This window comes from Bacillota bacterium (assembly GCA_023511455.1).
Classification (GTDB): Bacteria; Armatimonadota; HRBIN16; order HRBIN16; family HRBIN16; genus HRBIN16.
Genome location: JAIMBJ010000026.1, coordinates 1 through 18631, shown reverse-complemented (window position 1 = coordinate 18631; position 18631 = coordinate 1). Strand labels below are relative to the sequence as shown.

The window sequence follows — 18631 nt, the reverse complement described above, 5'->3', positions numbered from 1 at the left end:
GAGGTTTCGCCGTTGGAATACCAGGTGTTACAGACCCTGTTCTATTTTCTACTCACAATCGGTATACTCGTTGTCGCACATGAGTTCGGTCATTTTATTGTTGCGAAATGGTGCGGGATGCGCGTGGAAGAGTTCGCTGTCGGGTTTGGTCCCAAGTGGATTGTACTGGCACGCAGAGGTGACACCGAGTACACCATCCGCCCGATCCCACTGGGAGGCTTCGTGCGTATCGCCGGCATGGACTCACACGAAGAGACCCCGCCTCCGGGCACCTTCTTCTCCAAACCGATATGGCAGCGCAACGCAGTGGTGCTTGCCGGTCCTGTAATGAGCTTGCTGCTGGGTTATGCTATCTTCTCCATCATGGGCATGACGGTGGGGCTGGACATCGGTAAGCCCATGAACCGTGTCGCACAGGTTCTGCCCGGCACCGAAGCGGAACGCATGGGGTTGAAAATGGGCGACGTGATCGTGGAGATTAACAAGGAACCCATCCGCGACGGCGAACACATGATGAAAGTGATTCACAGCAGCCCCGGCAAGCGGTTGTTTGTGCGCGTCAAGCGTGATAACCAGTACGTCCTGCTCAGCGGTACCCCGAAGGAGTACGAGGTCGAAGAGGTCAAGGACGGCAAAAAGGTCATTCGCAAAGAGGGGCGGTTGGGATTTATACCCGGCTTCGAGGTCAAACGGCTGTCGCCCTGGGAGTCGCTGGTGGCAGGGACACGCATCACCAAAAACCTCATCATGGCGATTCCCGAACACCTTTTCACCAAGAACGTCAAGGACAACGTGGGTGGCCCGGTGGCAATCGTGCAGATGACGCACGTTGCCGCGAAAGAGGGGCTGCACCGTGTGCTCAGCTTCATGGCGGCTCTGAGTATCAGTCTGGGCATACTGAACCTCTTTCCCATCCCGATTCTGGATGGAGGACACCTGGTGCTTTACTTCATTGAATGGCTGCGCAGAGGGCGTCGTCTCACTGCCAAACAGCAGATGGCGGTGCAGATGGTCGGGCTGGCTATCCTGCTCTCCATTCTGGTACTGGTCACCGCCAACGACATCAACCGCCTGATTGCAGGGAAGTTCCCACAGTAGAACAAAACAACAGGGTATGAGGGGCACTATACGGAAGGCGCGCACGGCGGACGTTCCGGCGATGCAACGCCTTGTCAACTATTATGCAGACCGTGGGGAGATGCTACACCGCTCGCTGGCGCAGTTCTATGAAAACCTGCGCGACTTCTTCGTGGTGGAAGAAGGTGACGAGGTGGTGGGCTGTGTGGCGCTTCATGTGCTATGGCGCGACCTGGCGGAGATTAAATCACTGGCGGTTGCCGAACAGGCTCAGGGAAAAGGCTACGGCAAGCAGCTGGTGCTGGAATGCCTGCGAGAGGCTCCTCTCATCGGCGTCGAGCGGGTGTTCGCACTCACCTACAAACCGAAGTTTTTCGAGAAACTGGGGTTCCGCGTGTGCGACCGCGCCGAGCTACCCCGCAAAGTGTGGACGGAATGCGTACACTGCCCCAAGTTCTACGACTGTCAGGAGGTGGCAGTGATTATCGAGGTGTATCCTCCGAAATAGGGTGACGTTGCAGCTGTCGCTGCTTCGATGACGCCTGCTTTTGCCCGAAAAGCCTTTTAACATGGCTCGGCTTCCGCCGAGCCGTTTCCCGTCAATGCACGGGAACCTCCACCGCTTCGGGAGTGACGCTTCTTTTAGCGATGAACGCCAGCAGTATCGGAGCGACGAAGGTTGTCAGAAATATCACCGCCAGCAGTGCCGCATAATGGGCATCGCTCAGCACACCGTTCTGCTTGCCCACCGTCGCGAAAATGAGACCCACCTCTCCGCGTGGAACCATCCCCGCACCGATGAGGGCTTTTCGTATGCCCTTGCCCCACGCTCCCCAGCCTGCCAGGAACTTACCCAAAAACGCCACCACCGTGCCCAGCAGCGCAAGCACCAGTGTGGAGCGATTCGCTGGATCAAAGGGATTAAACAGTCGCACATTCACCGCCACGCCTACACTGACGAAGAAGATGGGCGTAAAGAAATCGGCAATGGGCTTGAGCTCATGCTCGATCTGCTTCGTGCGCCCAATGGAGGAGAGCACCAGTCCCGCCGCAAACGAACCCACTATCGCCGCGGAACCTACTTTCTTCGCCGCCAGCGCGAAAGCGAATGCCATCACCAGTGCCGCCGTCACCAGCGCACCGCGCACCGTCATCCGGTCTACCACCCGGAGGATAGAAGGAGCAAGCATCCTGCCCACGATTAACGCTACCGCCACAAATACCAGCGCCACGACCGTGGTCTGCACAACGAATAGCGGGCTCACGCTCCCCTTCATCGCTATCGCCGAGACCACAGCCAGAATCACCAATCCCAAAACGTCATCCAGAACCGCCGCCCCCAGCACGATACGTCCCTCTGTGCTGTTCAGCACGCCCAGGTCGGACAGCACACGCGCGGTGATACCAATGCTGGTCGCGCAGAACGCCGCTCCGAACAGAATGGCGGTCTTGCCAGTGATGCCCAGAGCGACGCAGGTCAGGTATCCCCCGGCGAACGGTAAGGCAATACCGATAAGAGCCACCACGAGCGACTTCGCCCCCACCCGAAGCAGCGCACCCAGGTCGGTTTCCAAACCGATTTCGAACAACAAAAGCATGACACCCACTTCTGCCAGCAGATGCAGGATCTCGTTATCGGGAACCCAACCGAGTACGCTCGCGCCGAGCAGTACCCCTGCAATCAACTCGCCCAGTACAGGGGGTTGTTTCACACGCTCCGCCAGCTGCGCCATGATGCGGGCGAAGAGTAGAATGAGAATCAGCATCAGCAAGAAACTATCCAGCGCCATACTGTCCTCCTTTCGCCTTTGTCTGCTAATTATACTTGTGAAGGGCGTTTACCTGTCCCCCTCGCCGGCACCGCACCATCGCGCTTGCAAGCAGGGAGCATGTCCACCAAGGAGAAAGAATCATTTGGAGCGTTAGCAGCCCCGCAGGCTAGCAGTCTGCAGTGTGCGCATCACGTGTGGAAAGAGGTATGAGCTGATGGGGAAAAGGATAACCTGGCTGTGCGCCATCTTGCTTTTCTGCTCCGCAGCCTGGGGCGAGTCGTTCGTCTTTTTGCATATCACCGACACCCATATCGGTATCACGGCGCATCATCAGGAAACTCGCGCCTACATTCAGACTTTCAACGCACTCGACCCACAACCCGCCTTTATTGTGAACACCGGTGACTGTACCGAGCTCGGCTCTACCGAGGAGTACCGGCGCTATCGCGAAATCATGAGCGAGCTGCGTATCCCGCTCATCAATGTGCCGGGCAACCACGATGTGCGCTGGAGCGCAATCGGCAAGGAAGGTTTCGCCAGGTGGCTGGGTCCCCTGCGGATGCACTGGGAGCGGGAGGGATGCCACTTTTTTGCTCTGGATAGCACGGCATTACTGGAACATCACGGGCACTTCGAAGAGGCAGACCTGCAGTGGCTGCAGAAGCGGCTTCGTCGGCTTCCCAAAGGCGCTCCGGTTTTCCTCTTCTTCCATCACTGGGTCGCCTCCGGTGCGAAAATGGTCGATAACGAACACCGCCTGCTGGACATCATCGCCCCATACAACGTCAAGGCGGTATTCGTAGGTCATGGACACAGGGACACCACGTGGTGGCGCAACGGTGTGCTGTTCCTGATGGCACGCGGACTGTATCAGGGCAGCTATCACCGCGCGGAGATAGGCAACACCACGATACGCATCTGGCGCGTGACGAAGGAAAACGCACAACCCATTCTGCTGGCAGAGTTACCTCGCGCGCCTCAGCCGGTACCACAGCTGCACGTGCAAGACGTGCGCCCGCAGGGCAATGCCCTGGTGGCGCGGCTGCAGTGGCGTGCGCCAGAAGACGTGCGTCCCGAGCAGTGGCAGAGCCGCATCGGCAACGGAGAATGGCGCAGCGTGACCGCGGAAGGCATCGGTACCTCCTTCACCGTGCGCCTGCCCATCGAAGATGCTGTGCCAGGCACGCATCGGGTGGATTTCCGGGCGGTCTGTGAACAGAAGCCTTACGAAACGTCCACTATCGTGCAACTGCCCGGTGCGGTGCGCCCTTTGTGGGTTTTCCGAACAGGAGGCTCCGTCAAGGCGCAACCTGTTGTGTACAACGGCACCGTCTACATCAGCAGTTTCGACGGCACATTGTATGCTGTGGACATCGCATCCGGCAGGGTGCGCTGGAAAACGCCTGTGGGTGGCACGCTGGTTGCCGCTCCGGCAGTAACTGAGGATGTGATAGTTATCGGAAGCACATCGGGAGTGGTCGCGTGCCTGCGCCGGTCCGACGGTCGCCCCATCTGGAAGACGAAGCTGCCTCCTCCCGTGTTTGCTTCGGCGGGGATTCATGAGGACGTGGTATGCACCGCTGCAGGCGACGGTAAGATTTACGGATTGTCCCTGCGCGATGGCAAACCGCTGTGGGATTTCCAGACGGATATGTTCGTGCAATCGCGCATCGTGCCAGTGCGCGGGATGTTTATCGCAGGATGCTGGGACAATCACGTCTATGCGCTGGATGCCCGCACTGGTGCGTTGAGGTGGAAACAGAAGTTCGGGAGGTCGTTCTACTACTCCCCCGCCATTGGCTCACCGGCTACGGACGGAGTGCGTGTCGTGGTTCCTTCCAACGATGGAGTACTGCACGCGATGCGCGTCAGCAACGGGGAGGTCTTGTGGGAACTGCCTTCTGCGTCGGGCAACAGTTTCGGTTATCCGTCCCCTCTGCTCAAAAACGGGATGGTCTACTGTGGTGCGCTGGGCAATCGGGGGCTGGTCTACGCCATAGATATACGTACTGGACAGCCGCGATGGGTTGCAGAAACGGGGCGAGTGATGTATGATTCTGGGTGTGCTCTGGCGCAGGGCGTTATCTTCACGGCGTCGGTAGATGGTGTGGTATACTGGATAGAGGAGAGCAGCGGGCGGATATTACAGACCTATCAGCTGGCGGAGGGACACGTTTTTTGCGTACCCGATACGGACGGTGAACGGTTCGTCATCGGGTCTCTGAACGGAAAGGTTTACGCTTTTCCGGCGCGTGTCCGGGGCAACCAGATGTTGGAAAAGTGAGGGAAAAGGCATGGAAAGTTACCGCATTTTAATCGCCGAGGACGAACCGCTGACCCGTATGATGCTGCGGGCGAGGCTGGAAAAAATCGGTCATCAGGTAGTTGCGGAGGCAGAGAACGGCGTGCAGGCAGTACAGGCAGCGCGAGTGCACGAACCCGATTTAATCATCATGGACATTCGCATGCCGGAGATGGACGGCATCGAGGCAGCTCGCGCGATTGTTCAGGAACGCCCCTGTGCCATTGTCTTTCTGACCGCCTACAGCGAACAGGAGCTGGTGGAGGCGGCAAGCGAAGCGGGGGCGTTCGGCTATCTTGTCAAGCCATTCCGCAAAGAGGACCTGGGGCCCGCGATTGAGATTGCCATGCTCCGCTTCCGCGAGCTTCAGGCGCGCAACCGCGAGGTAGAGGAACTGAAAGAAGCCCTTGAGACCCGCAAGCTGATCGAGCGCGCCAAGGGAATCCTGATGCAGCGTCTGGGGTTGACCGAAGAGGAGGCGTTCAAGCGCATCCACTTCCAGGCGCGCAATCAGAACAAGAAGATGCGCGAGATTGCCGAGAGCATCATCACCGCAGCGGATTTAATCTGAACGCTTACCGGTGGCGGAGCATCTGCTTCAGCTCCGCCACGTTCCCCGCATTTGCCAGAGCCTCTTCGTAGGTAATCAGCTGCGCCGAGTACAGTCGTTCGAGAGCCTGGTTCAGTGTGTTCATGCCGTAATGCTCACCTTCGCGCATGGCGGCATACAGGTCGTCGGTTTTACCGTCTTCGATCAACTTGCGCACGGTAGGCGAGCCCACCAGTATCTCCACCGCGGGCAACCTGCCTTCCCCATCGGCACGCATCACCAGCCGCTGTGCCACCGCGCAGATTAACGTATTCGCCAGCTGCACACGTAAAGGCACACGCTCCTCCGGCGGGAAGCTGTTGAGAATGCGTGTGATAGTGGCAGGAGCGGACATGGTATGCAGGGTGGCAATCACGAGATGCCCCAGCTCGGCAGCGGTCAGCGCAACCCGCATGGTTTCCACATCACGCATCTCCCCAATGGCAATCACATCCGGATTCTGTCGCAGCACACTTCGCAGGGCAGTGGCAAAAGAAGCGGTGTCCGTTCCCACCTCGCGCTGCAGAATCACACTTTGCTTGTCCTCAAAGACGTACTCTATCGGCTCCTCGATGGTGACGACGTTGGCAGTGCGGGTGCGATTAATCTCCTCGATCATCGCCGCCATGGTGGTGGATTTGCCGCTGCCGGTGGGCCCGGTGATGAGAATCAAGCCCTGCTGTTGAGAAACGAAATCCTTAAAGACCAGCGGCAGGTTGGCTTCCTCAATAGTGGGCGGTTGCAGAGGTATTATCCGTAGAGCCGCACTGATACTGCCCCTCTGCAGAAAAAGATTGCACCTTACACGTGCCAGCCCCCCGACGGTGAAGACGGTGTCAATCTCGGCGTGCTGTTCCAGCTGCTGCATCTTCTCGTCCACATCCAGCGGCTCCACGCTCGCGCGGGGATGAGCGGACGCCAGAAGAGCATCACGAGCGGCGCTGTAAAGAATGCTATACGCTAGCTCGTGGCAGTCCAGAGGAGTAAGCGGAGGTAAATCACTGACCACCACTTTGCCGTCAATCCTTAAAACCGGAGGACTGCCAGCCTTGAGGATGACATCCGAAGCGCGTCGCGGAATAGCATACTCCAGTAAATCGTGAATGTTTCGCATGATTCTTTTGTAACTCGCTACCGTCGATGTGGGAGGGAAGTCCCCCCACGCTTATTATATCACACAGTGCTTCTGCTCGTTGCTGTGCAACCTGCGGGGAAAAGCGATTGACAAACGGCGAGGAACACTGGTAGGATGTAAAGGGTTGACGAAAAATGGCAATGCACTCACTCAAAGTTTGTGTCCCGGAGACTGATTACCTACAGGCGGAACGGCAAGAGCCCACCAAAAGGGAGTATTTGGCGGGCGAGGTACGTGCCCTCGCAGGTGCATCGGAACCGCACCACATCATCGTGCTGTTGGTGCAGGACAGAATGCATGCAGAACACTACGTCCGTCAGCCCGATGGACAGTGGTCGCGCACAGCGTATGACCACCCCAAGCAAAGCGTGGTATTGCACAGCGCGGCGGTCGCGTTGCCGCGGTGGGCTATTTACGAAGGCATTTCGCTTTCACAGGAGGCATAGAATGGGCGCGGTGCGTGCCGTCCGAACTATCTCGCAAGCCGAGTACCTCCATACCGAGCGGCAAGCCAGCACCAAAAGCGAATACCTTGCAGGAAGGGTTATCGCGATGGCGGGGGCATCTTACGTCCATAACCGCCTCAGCACGAACATCGCGGCGAACCTGCATCTCGCCCTGAGAAACAAGCCGTGTGTGGTGCTGGGCAGCGATATGCGTGTCAAAATCGCAGAGGTGAACGCCTATTTTTATCCTGACGTGGTGATTGTGTGTGGGCAGCCGCAGTTCGAGGACGAACAAAAGGACACCTTGTTGAATCCCACGGTGGTCATCGAGGTGCTTTCGCCGTCCACCGAGGCGTTTGACAGGGGTGAAAAGTTCGCGGCGTATCAGCACATCCCCACCCTGCGCGAATACCTGCTGGTGGCGCAGGATAGAACGCACGTGGAACACTTCATCCGTCAGCCCGGTGGCGAGTGGCAGCGGAGCGAATATACAGACCTTACCCAGAAAGTCCACTTACCCAGCGTTGGGATCGACGTGCCTGTCGAGCTGATTATGAGGGCGTGAATCTTGCACACTCTAAACAAGCATGAGGTGTAGCATGCCAGAAACCTCCATCTTGATTGCGCTTACCCTGTCGTTCGTACTCGTCATGGCGAGCATCGCCCAGCCCGCTGTGGATACGCCTTTTCTGCAGGAAACCGCTGAGAAATACTCTCTGGGAGACTCAGGGGCAAATGATGTACGCGCGGTTGCTGTGGACATCCAAGGCAACATCTGGGCGGCAACCCGCGCCGGCATTTACCTTCTGGACAAAACACAGAACCGCTGGAGAGCAGCGACCGCCCCCGAACATGCAGGGCCCGCTTTCGTCGCCTTCACGGATAGTAACGGGCGCGTCTGGCTGGGTGCATGGGACGGGCTGTATCGCGCGACCGATAGTGGTTTACAAAAAGTGCCCGGCGTCGCGCAACCGGTATCCGCTCTCTGTGAAGTGAACGGTGAGATACTGGCTTTCGGTCCCGATGGGATGTGGCGGATAAAAGGCGATTCGGTAACGCCGCAAAACCTGCCCTGTGCGCGAAGCGTCCGAGCGGTATTGCCAGACGGTAACGGCGGCATCTGGATTGGCACCGACGTGGGATTGTTTCACCATTCTTTGTCTGGCACCACGTGGCACTACGACGAGCAGCACCTGCTGAGCGCATCGGTGCGGGGACTGGCGTTCGCCCCAAATGGGCACCTCTGGATTGGCGGTCTGGGGGGCATTACTATCCATCGCGATGGACACCGTGTGGGGCAAATCACCGCCGCCAATGGGCTGCCCAGCGTGCAGGTGCAGTGTGTGCGTCGCACGCCAGATGGCAGAATGTGGGTGGGCACGCCAGTCGGCGTGACCCGCACGGACGGCAAACGGTGGTCTCTGTTGCACAGCCTGCGCTGGCTGCCCGACGATGACGTACGTGATGTCGCATTTGAAAAAGACGGAACTGCGTGGGTGGCTACCGCTGGCGGGCTCAGCGCGATACGCAGGCGTATGCTGACCCTGTCGGAAAAGGCTCAATACTACCTGAGCGTTTGCCTCGCTCGCCATGTGCGTGAACCCGGTCTGGTCGAGAAATGTTTCCTGCAGGTGCCGGGCGATGTCAGCACCTGGAAACCACGCGATGACGACAACGACGGCGAGTATACAGGCATGTATCTCGCGATGGAATCCTTCCGGTATGCCGCCACTAAAGACCCCTCCGCCCGTGAGAACGCGCGCAAAGCGTTTCATGCCCTGCGCTTTTTGCAAACGGTGACCGATACGCCCGGATTCGTGGCGCGAACGGTCATCCCGGCGGAATGGAAGCCCATGAACGACCCCAACCGCGTGTACACCGATGCCGAGTGGGCAGAAGAACACGTGAGGGACCCCCGTCACAAGCGCGTGCACGAGCGATGGCGGCTGAGCAAAGATGGTAACTGGCTCTGGAAGGGGGATACCAGCAGTGACGAAATCACCGGACATTTTTATGGCTATCTGTTCTTCTACGACCTCGCCGCCGACGAGCAGGATAAGCAACAGGTGCGCGAGCATGTGCGCCGCGTGATGGACTACATCATCGATGGCGGCTATGTGTTGCGCGATATCGACGGCACACACACCCGCTGGGGCGTGTGGTCACCAGAGAAGCTCAATGGAGACCCGGACTGGGCGCCGGAACGCGGCATCAACTCGGTGGAGATACTCTCCTTCTTGAAGGCAGCGCACCACATGATCGGCGATGCCAAATACGAGCGCGAATATCGCCGCCTGCTGGACGAGCACGGTTATCGCGAAAACGTGAAGCGAGCGAAAACCTTCAACCGGGCCTGGCGCACGCATATCGACGACGAACTGCTGGCGCTGGCTTTTCCCGCTTTGCTGCTGTACGAAAACGATGCCGACCTCAAACGGCTGTACAGACAGGCACTGGACACGTGGTACGAAGGGGTGAAGCACGACCAGAACCCCTGGTTCCACTTCCTGTACGCCTCGCTCACCGGCTCTCCACCCGAAATGGGGGACTCCCTCATGTTCCTGCGCGATGCCCCGCTGGACCTGGTGCGCTGGACGGTGGACAATACCCGCCGCGAGGACCTGAAGTTGGTGCGCGCCCCCGAGATAGATCCCTGGCAAACCGACCGTCTACCCCCGCCGAGCGAACGCGGCGTGATGCGCTGGGATGATAACCCCTGGCGGGCAGTGCAGGGCGATGGCGGACAGACCGAAAGCGACGGTGTGTTCTGGCTACTGCCGTACTGGATGGGCAGATACTACGGCTATATCCTGCCCCCGGAGCAAAGCAAGTAATATGTAACCCGGCGAGATGTGGAACAGTCTAATTAGTGTAAGCACTGGAAGGGAGGGTGTTCCCATGAAAACTCTGGTCTCCCGCTGGAGATTGCTGATAGCGGCTGCGGTGATCGCCATCGGTGTGGCGATGGCAGTGCCTGCGTCCGCAGACGACCTCGGCAAGCTGTTTAAGAAGACCGAAAGCGGCAAGAGCAAGTCCGACGACAAGCCGGCGCCCAGCAAGAGCGATGGACGCAGCGCGCCGTCTGTATCCCCCGGCAACAGCAACTCCGACACCAACGACCTTTTCCGCAAGCGAGGAAACAACACCCCTGCACCTGCCCCGACGCGCCAGCCGTCCAATAATCCTTCGCCAACTGCGCCGGGCAATCGTCCACAACCCAGCGGACGCAACAACCAGCCGCCGGTTGGGCCAGGCGAGTACTGGGTGTATCCTCCAGAGATGGAAACACCGTTCGGCAACCGCCCACGCCCGTCCAGCAACGGCATGATTAACCTCGCACGACGAACCGGCGAATGGCAGCCGAAGATTTACTTCCCGCCGGTCAACGACCAGTACCGGCGTCACTATCCGCGCGGCGTGGCGTACGGTTTCTATATGCGTGTGTACGAGCCGTACCGCGTCTGTCCGTCGGTGTACGTGTTTTATCCCACAATGCCCGCGTATATCTCGACCGAGCGCATTGTGGTGATAGAGCGACCGGTCTTCGTGGAAGTGCCGGTGTTCACCTACCGCGAGAGCTACTATCTGGAGCGCAACCTGCCCTCGCGGCTGGACGTGACCATCGGCGATATCCAGCGCGCATGGCGATACAATAGTCCCGACCTGATACGCCGACACCTGCGCTTCGATATGTTTGTGGCAGTGTACCTGCGCGGTAAGTACGCCTACTCTATACCCGCAGAGGATTACTTCACCATGACGATAGATGCCATGCGCAACACGCGCACGGTGCGCTTCGCCTTTGACGAAATCCGCAAGCGGACAAACGACGCCTACGTGCTGTACGGACAGCACGTATACGAGGACGAAGATGGGCAGATACGCACCACCTACATCAGCTACACCGTCGAGCGCATGGGCAGCGAGTGGATCATCACGGAGGTCGGGTCCAGTCCGGAACCGATACTGCGCTGACACCGCTCCAGCGGCAGATGGGGAGGGTACAGAGGAAACGCTCTGTGCCCTTCACTATTTTATGTCCACAGACGCGTTGCTTTCCATTGCTCCATAAACTTTGTCCAGCTTGGAGTATAATATGCTTAGGAGTTACGCAGTTGCGATGAACATCTAACGAGTCACGCTTTTTCAGTGATTGCAAAGACACTTTCCTGTCATGCTGAGCGAAAGCGAAGCATCTCAGCCCGGTAAACGAGATTCTTCGCTCCGCTCAGAATGACAGAAGATGGCGTGTTACATCGGAAACTTCCGGATAGTCTTTCAACTGCGTAATTCCTAATGCTGTTGGGGAGGTGAGTGGTATGAGCGAAAAGTGGGAGGGCAAATTAGAGCGGATTGATACCTATCGCTGGCGCATTCCCAAGGACTACAAAAACGGCATGCGCGTGGACGGCATCATCTACGCCAGCGCGCAGTTAGTCGAACAGATTGTTCAGGACCAGTCTCCGGAGCAGGTAGCAAACGTCGCCACCCTGCCGGGTATTCAGAGCTACTCCATCGCCATGCCCGACATCCACTGGGGCTACGGCTTCCCCATTGGTGGAGTAGCGGCAATGGATATCAAAGAGGGTGTAGTGTCACCTGGAGGGGTTGGCTTTGACATCAACTGCTTAACTGAGGAAACACGAGTTCTCTGCGAGCATGGCTACACCCTGACCATTGGCGACCTGCAGCACCGGTGGCACCAAGAGACGATTATCTGCCAGGTGTTCTCCCGAAAATCGTCCGACACAGCAAGTATCGGCGCTTACATCAAAGCGCGCGCGGATAACCCTGTCTATGAGATTTGTACAGAGGCAGGGGATGTGATTCGGGCAAGCGTGGAACACCCCTTCTTAACCCCGAGCGGAATGAAGCCCTTGCAGGAGCTGAAGGTTGGAGACGTCATCGCCCTGTATCCTTTCGAAGGGGTTCCCTACGAACAGCCCGGTGACGAGGTTATTCTTGATGAAGAGGACATCATCCATCGCTTAAAGGACCTGGGTGACGTGGAGGCGGGAAACCGTGGCGAGCAAATACTCAGATACTTGAGACGACTGAAGATTCTTCCATTGCGATACGACTCGCCCGCCACACCCTTCTTCATCAAGCTGCTAGGCTACTTGATGGGTGATGGCACGCTCTATTTCGAAGGCAAAACCGGGAAAGGCGTCACCTGGTTTTACGGAAAAGAAGCGGACCTGGAGGACATCCGCCGCGACCTAAAGCGTGTCGGTATCACTCCCTCGCAGGTCTACCGCAGGTTGCGCCAACACTCCATTGTGAAACCCCACAAGAAGGTACACTTTGAATACCAGGAATGCGCTTTTAAGGTGGTTAGCACGGGTTTTGCGCTGGTCATGGCAGCCCTGGGGGCACCTGTTGGCAAAAAGACAGAGCAGGCATACGAGGTGCCGTCGTGGCTGCAGCGCGCGCCCAGGTGGCAGAAACGGCTATTCCTCGCAGCGCTCTTTGGCGCTGAGATGAATGCTCCTGCCCCCCTGCCGGGACACGTACATCACTTCCAGTATCCCACGCTTTCGATGAGCAAGAGACCACCCCAGGCGGAAAGCGGCAGACGGTTCCTTCTGCAGATAGCGAACATGCTTCGCGAGTTCGAAATAGAAGTACATCCCCTACGTGAGGAAGTAGAACAGGTCAATGAACAAGGGGACGTTTCCGTGCGGTTCAAACTCCTTATCCGCAATGACCCCGAAAACCTATTGCGATTATGGTCACAGGTTGGTTTCGAGTATAATCGCGCGCGCCGAGCATTGGCAAACGCGGCAGCACAGTACGTAAAGCGTAAAATTCAGGTAGTCAGAGCCCGTCAGCAGGCATCCCTCACCGCGCTGCGGATGCACAATCAGGGCAAAACTCTGCAAGAGATTACCGAAAACCTGCAACCGCTCGGCGTCAGCCAGCGGTTTATTGAGCGCAGCATCTACGAAAACCCGAACCGAACACCTCGAGTGCCCAAGCAGTTTCCCACCTTCCCAGAATACCTCAAGGAGGCAACTGCGGGAATTGAATCCAGCGGCATGGTGTGGGACAGCATTGCCCGCATTACACCCGTACAGGATGTCAAAGAGGTCTATGACCTGACTGTAATGCATCCTGACCATAACTTCGTGGCGAATGGTTTCGTGGTCTCGAACTGTGGGGTCCGCATGTTGCGAACCGACCTGACGATGGATGAGGTACAGCCGCGCATTAAGGAGCTGGTGGACCAGATTTTCCGCGATGTTCCCGCAGGGCTGAAGGGCGAGGGGTTGATCAAGGTCAACCCGCAGGAGCTGCGCGAGGTGATGCGCAAAGGCGCCATCTGGATGATCGAACACGGCTACGGCTGGGAGGAGGACATCGAGCGCAGCGAGCAAAGCACCACCCTCACCGGACTGCTTCCGCCCGAGCCGTCCAACATCTCCAATCGCGCCATCGAGCGGGGAAAGACGCAGCTGGGCACACTGGGCGGCGGCAACCACTTCCTAGAGATACAGGTGGTGGACGAAATCTACGACGCCAAAGTCGCCGAGGCCTTCGGCATCACTCAGGTGGGACAGATTACGGTGATGATACACACCGGCTCGCGTGGCTTTGGACACCAGACCTGCGATGACTATCTGGACGTCATGCAAAAAGCGCAGAAGAAGTACGGCATCGAACTGCCCGACCGCCAGCTCGCCTGCGCCCCCATTACCTCTGAAGAAGGCGAGGACTACCTGACGGCAATGGCGTGCGCGGCGAACTTCGCCTGGGCAAACCGCCAGGCAATTGCGCACTGGGTGCGGCAGGCCTTTGCAAAGGTATTCGGCAGCAAGCCGCAGGACCTGGGTATGCATCAGATATACGACGTGGCACACAACATCGCCAAGATAGAGGAACACGAGATAAACGGCAAAGTCAAGGCGGTATGCGTGCACCGCAAGGGAGCCACTCGCGCCTTCGGTCCCGGACACCCCGCTGTGCCAGAGGTGTATCGCCATGTGGGTCAACCGGTGCTGATTCCGGGCGACATGGGGCGGTACTCCTTCATACTGGTGGGCACGGTAACCGCTATGCGTGAGACCTTTGGCTCCACCTGTCACGGCGCGGGACGCATGATGAGCCGGCATGGCGCGATGCGTGAGGCGCAGGGTCGCAACATCGCCCAGGAGCTGGCGGAGAAAGGCATCTACGTGCGCGCCCAGAACAAAGCCACACTGGCAGAAGAGGCTTCTTACGCCTACAAGGACGTGGCAAACGTGGTAGACGTGTGTGAAGGCGTGGGTATCTCCCGCAAGGTCGCCCGTCTGCGTCCTATCGGCGTGGTGAAAGGGTAGCAAGCCGGTTCAGGGAGAAAACGCCTGGCAGTGCTTCGGGGCGGCACTCCTGTCTCACCCCTGGCGCTGCGAGGCGTGCCTTTTGAGAAACCTCAGCGTACCTTCTGGCGCAGGGTTTGCAGGGTGGTCCCTATCTGTCCGCGCGTGCCCCTGTCCGTCTCCATTTGCAACCTTTGTTCCAAAACAGGCATCGCAGAAGCCGTGCCCACCGTGCGCAACGCCTCCGCTGCGCCGTAGCGGACGTTAGCCTCTGGATGGGTGGTCAACAACTCCAGTAACAGAGGCTCGGCACGAGGGTCACCAAGGTATCCTAACGCGCGGATAGCGCTTGCTTGGAAGTAAAAGTCGGTGCTTTGCGCTGCAGACAGCAGTTCTGGTAACACGGAAGGGTCACCGATTTTGCCGAGGGCGATGGCGGCTTCGATACCAAGCTTGATGTCGCCTCCGCCCAATGCCTCTCTTAACAGCCCGCGCAGGGGCTCAACCGCTTGCCTCGCCCTTAAGTTACCCAGAACCAATGCTACTATCTTCAGGCAACGTATAGGGTCCTTCCCCCTGGGGTGCTGAAGGGCATCGATTAGATAGGGAACACTTGTGTCTCCTAGCGCTTCCAACACCTTGTGGGCATACACGTCAAGCTCATCGCCCCCAAGCGCGCCCAGCATCGTCTCAATTGTCTGGGGAAGGCTCATGCCTTGCGTCCGCATCTGCCAGTAAGTCCACACAGGGTCCACCTCACCCGGGCACAATGAGTTCCAGCGGAATAAGCGATCGAATAATCCTCTGAAATAGCAGGCATGGGCAATGGTTTTCATAGTGTTCCTGTCACCAATTTGTGCCAGCGCACGGATAAGCGGAAAACCATATATACCAGCGATCCACAACGGCTCCTGGGTCTTTGCCTCCAGTACCGGTGCAGCCTCTGGCACTCGTCGCTGTCCCAACGCCCAAGCTGCTTGCCAGACACGCATCTTTCCTTTGCGGGTAGGTTGTCCTCTTTCGTCTACCGACCCAGGGTAGGTTTTGTCGCCGTTGCGAACCCAGTCCAGCATCGTCGCGATGTAAGTGTCTCGCCCAGAGACACGCATTTGAATGCACTCGATGACTACCTCAGCCAACGCCACGTCAAAGTCTGTCATCGTATCACCTTGTGCCTTGCGCGCAGCGATGAACTCCTCAATGGCAGGGATGATGTCGGAACCTGCAGTATCTCCCAGCAAGGTCAGCGCATACCATCGGCGCCCCAGCTGTTCCTTCTCATCAGGCGTCGTCTCCGACACGGAAAATGACTTCTGTTTACGCTCGTTCATGAAAGCCACGTGGTCGCGCAGATAACACAGAAGACCTGCAGGGTTCTTCTGGGCAGTGCAATACATCTCTATCCATTCTGCGGGCGTTTCGGGCAATATAATCGCCGGTTGTCGCAGCGGGTCCTTTGCCGGCGGCAGGTCTGCCCACACCAGCGGCGCCGTTGCGAACACAAACACGGCCGTGTGGAATAGCGCAAAGCGTTTCATGGCGTTTACCTCCTCGTTTAGTAGTCTTGACGTCCTGTGACAGACCAGTCTCGGTTGTCCAACGAGCCAACTTGGTAGCAATCCCATTCGCCCCAAAGGTGAGCACACATCTCCGGGTCAGTATAGTACGCGTGCGTCGCCCCCGGGTCTCCTGTCCACCATTTCAGCACCGCACAGCGGTCGTTAGGATTCGTGGGGTAGACAGCTTGTACTCGTTCCTCATACTCATTCGACAGCCCGTCGCCATCCCGGTCATAATCAGGAGATAAAAGCCGCCAGTTAGGGTAAGAACCAATTTGGGCATCTCCAAACCCTCCCCAAGAAGCGATGAGCTGATCTCTGTGTGCAAATTCATGAGCGACAATCCGCGCGACGTAGTCTATCCACTCGGTACGAAGCCCGTAAGGGTTATTCTCGAGACTGTGCCGAATTACCGCTCGGCACAGGTAGATGCGACCACGATACATTTCGCTATACTGCAAACCACGAGGAGCCAGTAGCCCTTCCCAATCCATGAGGGCTGCCAATTCGTTGCCCCAGGGGTCTTCAAACCACTCCCTGTCCACCCAGTGCACCACTGGATACCTGACGCCGTTGTGGATGTACTCTTCGTTGAAGCGGGGAATGACGTTGCCCCAGTGCCCTGCCCGATTGTGAAACCAATTGGGCACGTAAAACTCGCCTGCGATTGATCTCCCGCGTGAGGTATCCAGCAACTCGTTATAGGAGAATCGGTCAGTCATATCGAATCCCAGAAGCCGTTCAGAAACCTTTTCGTCTCGGTGCTCCAGTCGTCCGACAGGGGGAGGAAGCGTGATACTAAACGTTGCTGCTGCCTCGTAACTAAATCGACGGTGTTCTTCATCGCGTGGTATCGGAAACGATAGTACAGCCGTTGCCGTGCTACCGTCAGCGGATACTGCTGATACAGTCCCCCACGGGATACGCCACTCCACACGATCTAGTTGCCATCCTCCTTTGCGGCTACTCGCGCTAAATCTGAGACATGCGGGCATCAATTGACCCGAAGGCATCGGTGTGCCAGATATCGATTCCCCCTGAGAGTCAACAGCCTGCACCCCTATGTGCACAGTTGGACGGTTCACTATACGGAAACGCTGCGTGATGACGCAGTCAGCATCCCTTCTTGCAGGATCAGGCGAGTTATCGGTGATGATACACTCGATAGTTACTTCTCGCTCCTGCTCGTTCGCTTCCAAGAGAGGAGGAAAATATACTGCGGACGTCGAATTTATAGGGCCTATTGGAACAATTACTCCTCCACCGGAGACTACTCGCCATGTGCAAGAGAAGTCTTGAGATTGTGCCCGCTCGCGATTTACCAGCAGTTCGCTATTGTCTGCAGAAGCAAAAGTGACCAGGTCGTAGTCCACCACCCTCACATGAACGCCAATGGGCGCAAGGGGGGCGTAACGTCTGTCTGCATAAGCCTCCCCTTCGCCAGGGGTTACAAAGAAAGCCCACATCTGGGGTGTGCGCAGATACCTTCGCTTCGCCGCACGTTGAGCCACTAAAAAGCCCGAAACACCTGTCACCTTCACCCACCACGCTCCTGATTGTGGAAGACGAAGAGTGAAAGACGAACCTGTCAGCACGTTGTCCAGATAGTATACTACCTGCTGAGGGTCATCTTCCTGCAGAGCCTCGATGCGTACGAGTTTGGATTCGCCCTGCCAGCCCTCCAGTTGCACTACACCTTGTAGCTCATAACCGCCGCTCTGCAGAGCAGGTTGCCGGGGCAAAGCGGGGTCAAATGGCTGCGCGCCAATCGCCCCAAAGTTGCCCTGAAGGATGGCAAAGTCGTAAAGGGTTACTTGAAGGTCGCCATCCAAGTCGGCGCGAGGGTCCCAGTTGGGATCTCCGGGAACGCTTCCAAACGCAGAGGACAAAATGCCAAAGTCATAAAGGGTCACTTCGTTATCGCCGTCGCAATCGCCATTGAGCAGGGTGATAGAAAGGTCTTGTGCCTGCAGAGGTGTCAGCAGGAGGCAAGGCATGAGGCACAGTGCCGTAAGGGGCGGGTAGATAAGCGATTTTTGCAATACATCGTGGCTGCCTCCTTCTCATCTTGTGCGTGTTTTACACGCCTGATTACAATAGGAGTTACGCAGTTGACCGCGAACCCCTATCGACAATACTATGATAACATGAAAACGCAAGCCGGCCAAGAGGAGCGCTGTAGAAAATGAACCCACCTAAACGTGATGATTTAGACTACATCCACTTCCTCATTGCCGCCCAGAAGATCTTCACCTGCACCGAAGCAGCCAGATGCCGACCCGAAGGGCAACACTCTCCCGCGCACGATGCCTTCACTTTTTAGACACAGAGGCGTTGTGGCAGGAAGCGAAGGCGTTCGTAGACCCCACGCGGGGGCTTTTGGACAAGCCTTATGCTCAGCAGATGGAACTGGTGACCACTCACTGGAGTGGCAAACACCAGAGGGTGGTGCG

The 18631-nt window shown here is 57.5% G+C and carries 13 protein-coding genes and 1 pseudogene; 10 read left to right on the top strand and 4 right to left on the bottom strand.

Features of this window, described 5'->3' with window-relative positions:
- Positions 1–12: 12 nt before the first annotated feature.
- Both rseP and K6U75_12760 read left to right on the top strand, forming a co-directional pair.
- Entirely contained in the window at positions 13–1098 is a 1086-nt protein-coding gene (gene rseP / locus K6U75_12765) for an RIP metalloprotease RseP (protein MCL6475910.1), read from the top strand.
- Positions 1099–1114: 16 nt separating this feature from the next.
- Positions 1115–1585 carry an N-acetyltransferase gene (locus K6U75_12760; protein MCL6475909.1) on the top strand — a complete coding sequence of 157 codons (471 nt, stop codon included), beginning with the start codon at positions 1115–1117 and terminating at the stop codon, positions 1583–1585.
- A gap of 91 nt (positions 1586–1676) precedes the next feature.
- Here K6U75_12760 and K6U75_12755 read toward each other — a convergent pair whose 3' ends face one another.
- Positions 1677–2867 carry a cation:proton antiporter gene (locus tag K6U75_12755; GenBank protein ID MCL6475908.1) on the bottom strand — a complete coding sequence of 397 codons (1191 nt, stop codon included), beginning with the start codon at positions 2865–2867 and terminating at the stop codon, positions 1677–1679.
- 196 nt (positions 2868–3063) lie between these two features.
- On the opposite strand from K6U75_12755, the gene K6U75_12750 reads away from it, so the two are divergent.
- Both K6U75_12750 and K6U75_12745 read left to right on the top strand, forming a co-directional pair.
- Positions 3064–5133, top strand: coding sequence for a PQQ-binding-like beta-propeller repeat protein (locus K6U75_12750; GenBank protein MCL6475907.1), 2070 nt, complete (start codon positions 3064–3066; stop codon positions 5131–5133).
- Between the two features lie 10 nt (positions 5134–5143).
- Positions 5144–5722 (top strand): response regulator, encoded by a 579-nt coding sequence (locus K6U75_12745; protein ID MCL6475906.1) that lies wholly within the window; start codon positions 5144–5146, stop codon positions 5720–5722.
- Positions 5723–5726: 4 nt separating this feature from the next.
- Here K6U75_12745 and K6U75_12740 read toward each other — a convergent pair whose 3' ends face one another.
- The gene (locus K6U75_12740; GenBank protein MCL6475905.1) at positions 5727–6854 is read right to left on the bottom strand and encodes a PilT/PilU family type 4a pilus ATPase; all 1128 of its coding nucleotides are present in this window, start codon (positions 6852–6854) and stop codon (positions 5727–5729) included.
- A 155-nt stretch (positions 6855–7009) separates the two neighbouring features.
- On the opposite strand from K6U75_12740, the gene K6U75_12735 reads away from it, so the two are divergent.
- From K6U75_12735 to K6U75_12715, 5 genes are all read left to right on the top strand, one after another.
- Positions 7010–7321 (top strand): hypothetical protein, encoded by a 312-nt coding sequence (locus K6U75_12735; protein MCL6475904.1) that lies wholly within the window; start codon positions 7010–7012, stop codon positions 7319–7321.
- A gap of 1 nt (position 7322) precedes the next feature.
- The gene (locus K6U75_12730; protein ID MCL6475903.1) at positions 7323–7886 is read left to right on the top strand and encodes a Uma2 family endonuclease; all 564 of its coding nucleotides are present in this window, start codon (positions 7323–7325) and stop codon (positions 7884–7886) included.
- Between the two features lie 34 nt (positions 7887–7920).
- On the top strand, positions 7921–10155 hold the full coding sequence (locus K6U75_12725; GenBank protein MCL6475902.1) for a regulator: 2235 nt from the start codon (positions 7921–7923) through the stop codon (positions 10153–10155).
- A gap of 64 nt (positions 10156–10219) precedes the next feature.
- Positions 10220–11296 carry a hypothetical protein gene (locus K6U75_12720; protein MCL6475901.1) on the top strand — a complete coding sequence of 359 codons (1077 nt, stop codon included), beginning with the start codon at positions 10220–10222 and terminating at the stop codon, positions 11294–11296.
- A 344-nt stretch (positions 11297–11640) separates the two neighbouring features.
- The gene (locus K6U75_12715) at positions 11641–14640 is read left to right on the top strand and encodes an intein-containing RctB family protein (protein ID MCL6475900.1); all 3000 of its coding nucleotides are present in this window, start codon (positions 11641–11643) and stop codon (positions 14638–14640) included.
- Positions 14641–14732: 92 nt separating this feature from the next.
- Here K6U75_12715 and K6U75_12710 read toward each other — a convergent pair whose 3' ends face one another.
- Both K6U75_12710 and K6U75_12705 read right to left on the bottom strand, forming a co-directional pair.
- A complete protein-coding gene (locus K6U75_12710; protein MCL6475899.1) occupies positions 14733–16157 on the bottom strand; it encodes a HEAT repeat domain-containing protein in 1425 nt (474 codons plus the stop codon).
- Between the two features lie 17 nt (positions 16158–16174).
- Positions 16175–18220: a hypothetical protein gene (locus K6U75_12705; protein ID MCL6475898.1), complete on the bottom strand. Its 2046-nt coding sequence runs from the start codon at positions 18218–18220 to the stop codon at positions 16175–16177.
- A 143-nt stretch (positions 18221–18363) separates the two neighbouring features.
- Here K6U75_12705 and K6U75_12700 point away from each other — a divergent pair.
- Positions 18364–18631, top strand: a pseudogene (locus tag K6U75_12700) (IS701 family transposase).

What these genes read in the sequence shown, in the direction of transcription:
- K6U75_12760 (MCL6475909.1), top strand. Translation starts at nt 1,115, where the DNA reads ATGAGGGGCACTATACGGAAGGCGCGCACGGCGGACGTTCCGGCGATG.
- K6U75_12755 (MCL6475908.1), bottom strand. Translation starts at nt 2,867, where the DNA reads ATGGCGCTGGATAGTTTCTTGCTGATGCTGATTCTCATTCTACTCTTC.
- K6U75_12750 (MCL6475907.1), top strand. Translation starts at nt 3,064, where the DNA reads ATGGGGAAAAGGATAACCTGGCTGTGCGCCATCTTGCTTTTCTGCTCC.
- K6U75_12745 (MCL6475906.1), top strand. Translation starts at nt 5,144, where the DNA reads ATGGAAAGTTACCGCATTTTAATCGCCGAGGACGAACCGCTGACCCGT.
- K6U75_12740 (MCL6475905.1), bottom strand. Translation starts at nt 6,854, where the DNA reads ATGCGAAACATTCACGATTTACTGGAGTATGCTATTCCGCGACGCGCT.
- K6U75_12735 (MCL6475904.1), top strand. Translation starts at nt 7,010, where the DNA reads ATGGCAATGCACTCACTCAAAGTTTGTGTCCCGGAGACTGATTACCTA.
- K6U75_12730 (MCL6475903.1), top strand. Translation starts at nt 7,323, where the DNA reads ATGGGCGCGGTGCGTGCCGTCCGAACTATCTCGCAAGCCGAGTACCTC.
- K6U75_12725 (MCL6475902.1), top strand. Translation starts at nt 7,921, where the DNA reads ATGCCAGAAACCTCCATCTTGATTGCGCTTACCCTGTCGTTCGTACTC.
- K6U75_12720 (MCL6475901.1), top strand. Translation starts at nt 10,220, where the DNA reads ATGAAAACTCTGGTCTCCCGCTGGAGATTGCTGATAGCGGCTGCGGTG.
- K6U75_12715 (MCL6475900.1), top strand. Translation starts at nt 11,641, where the DNA reads ATGAGCGAAAAGTGGGAGGGCAAATTAGAGCGGATTGATACCTATCGC.
- K6U75_12710 (MCL6475899.1), bottom strand. Translation starts at nt 16,157, where the DNA reads ATGAAACGCTTTGCGCTATTCCACACGGCCGTGTTTGTGTTCGCAACG.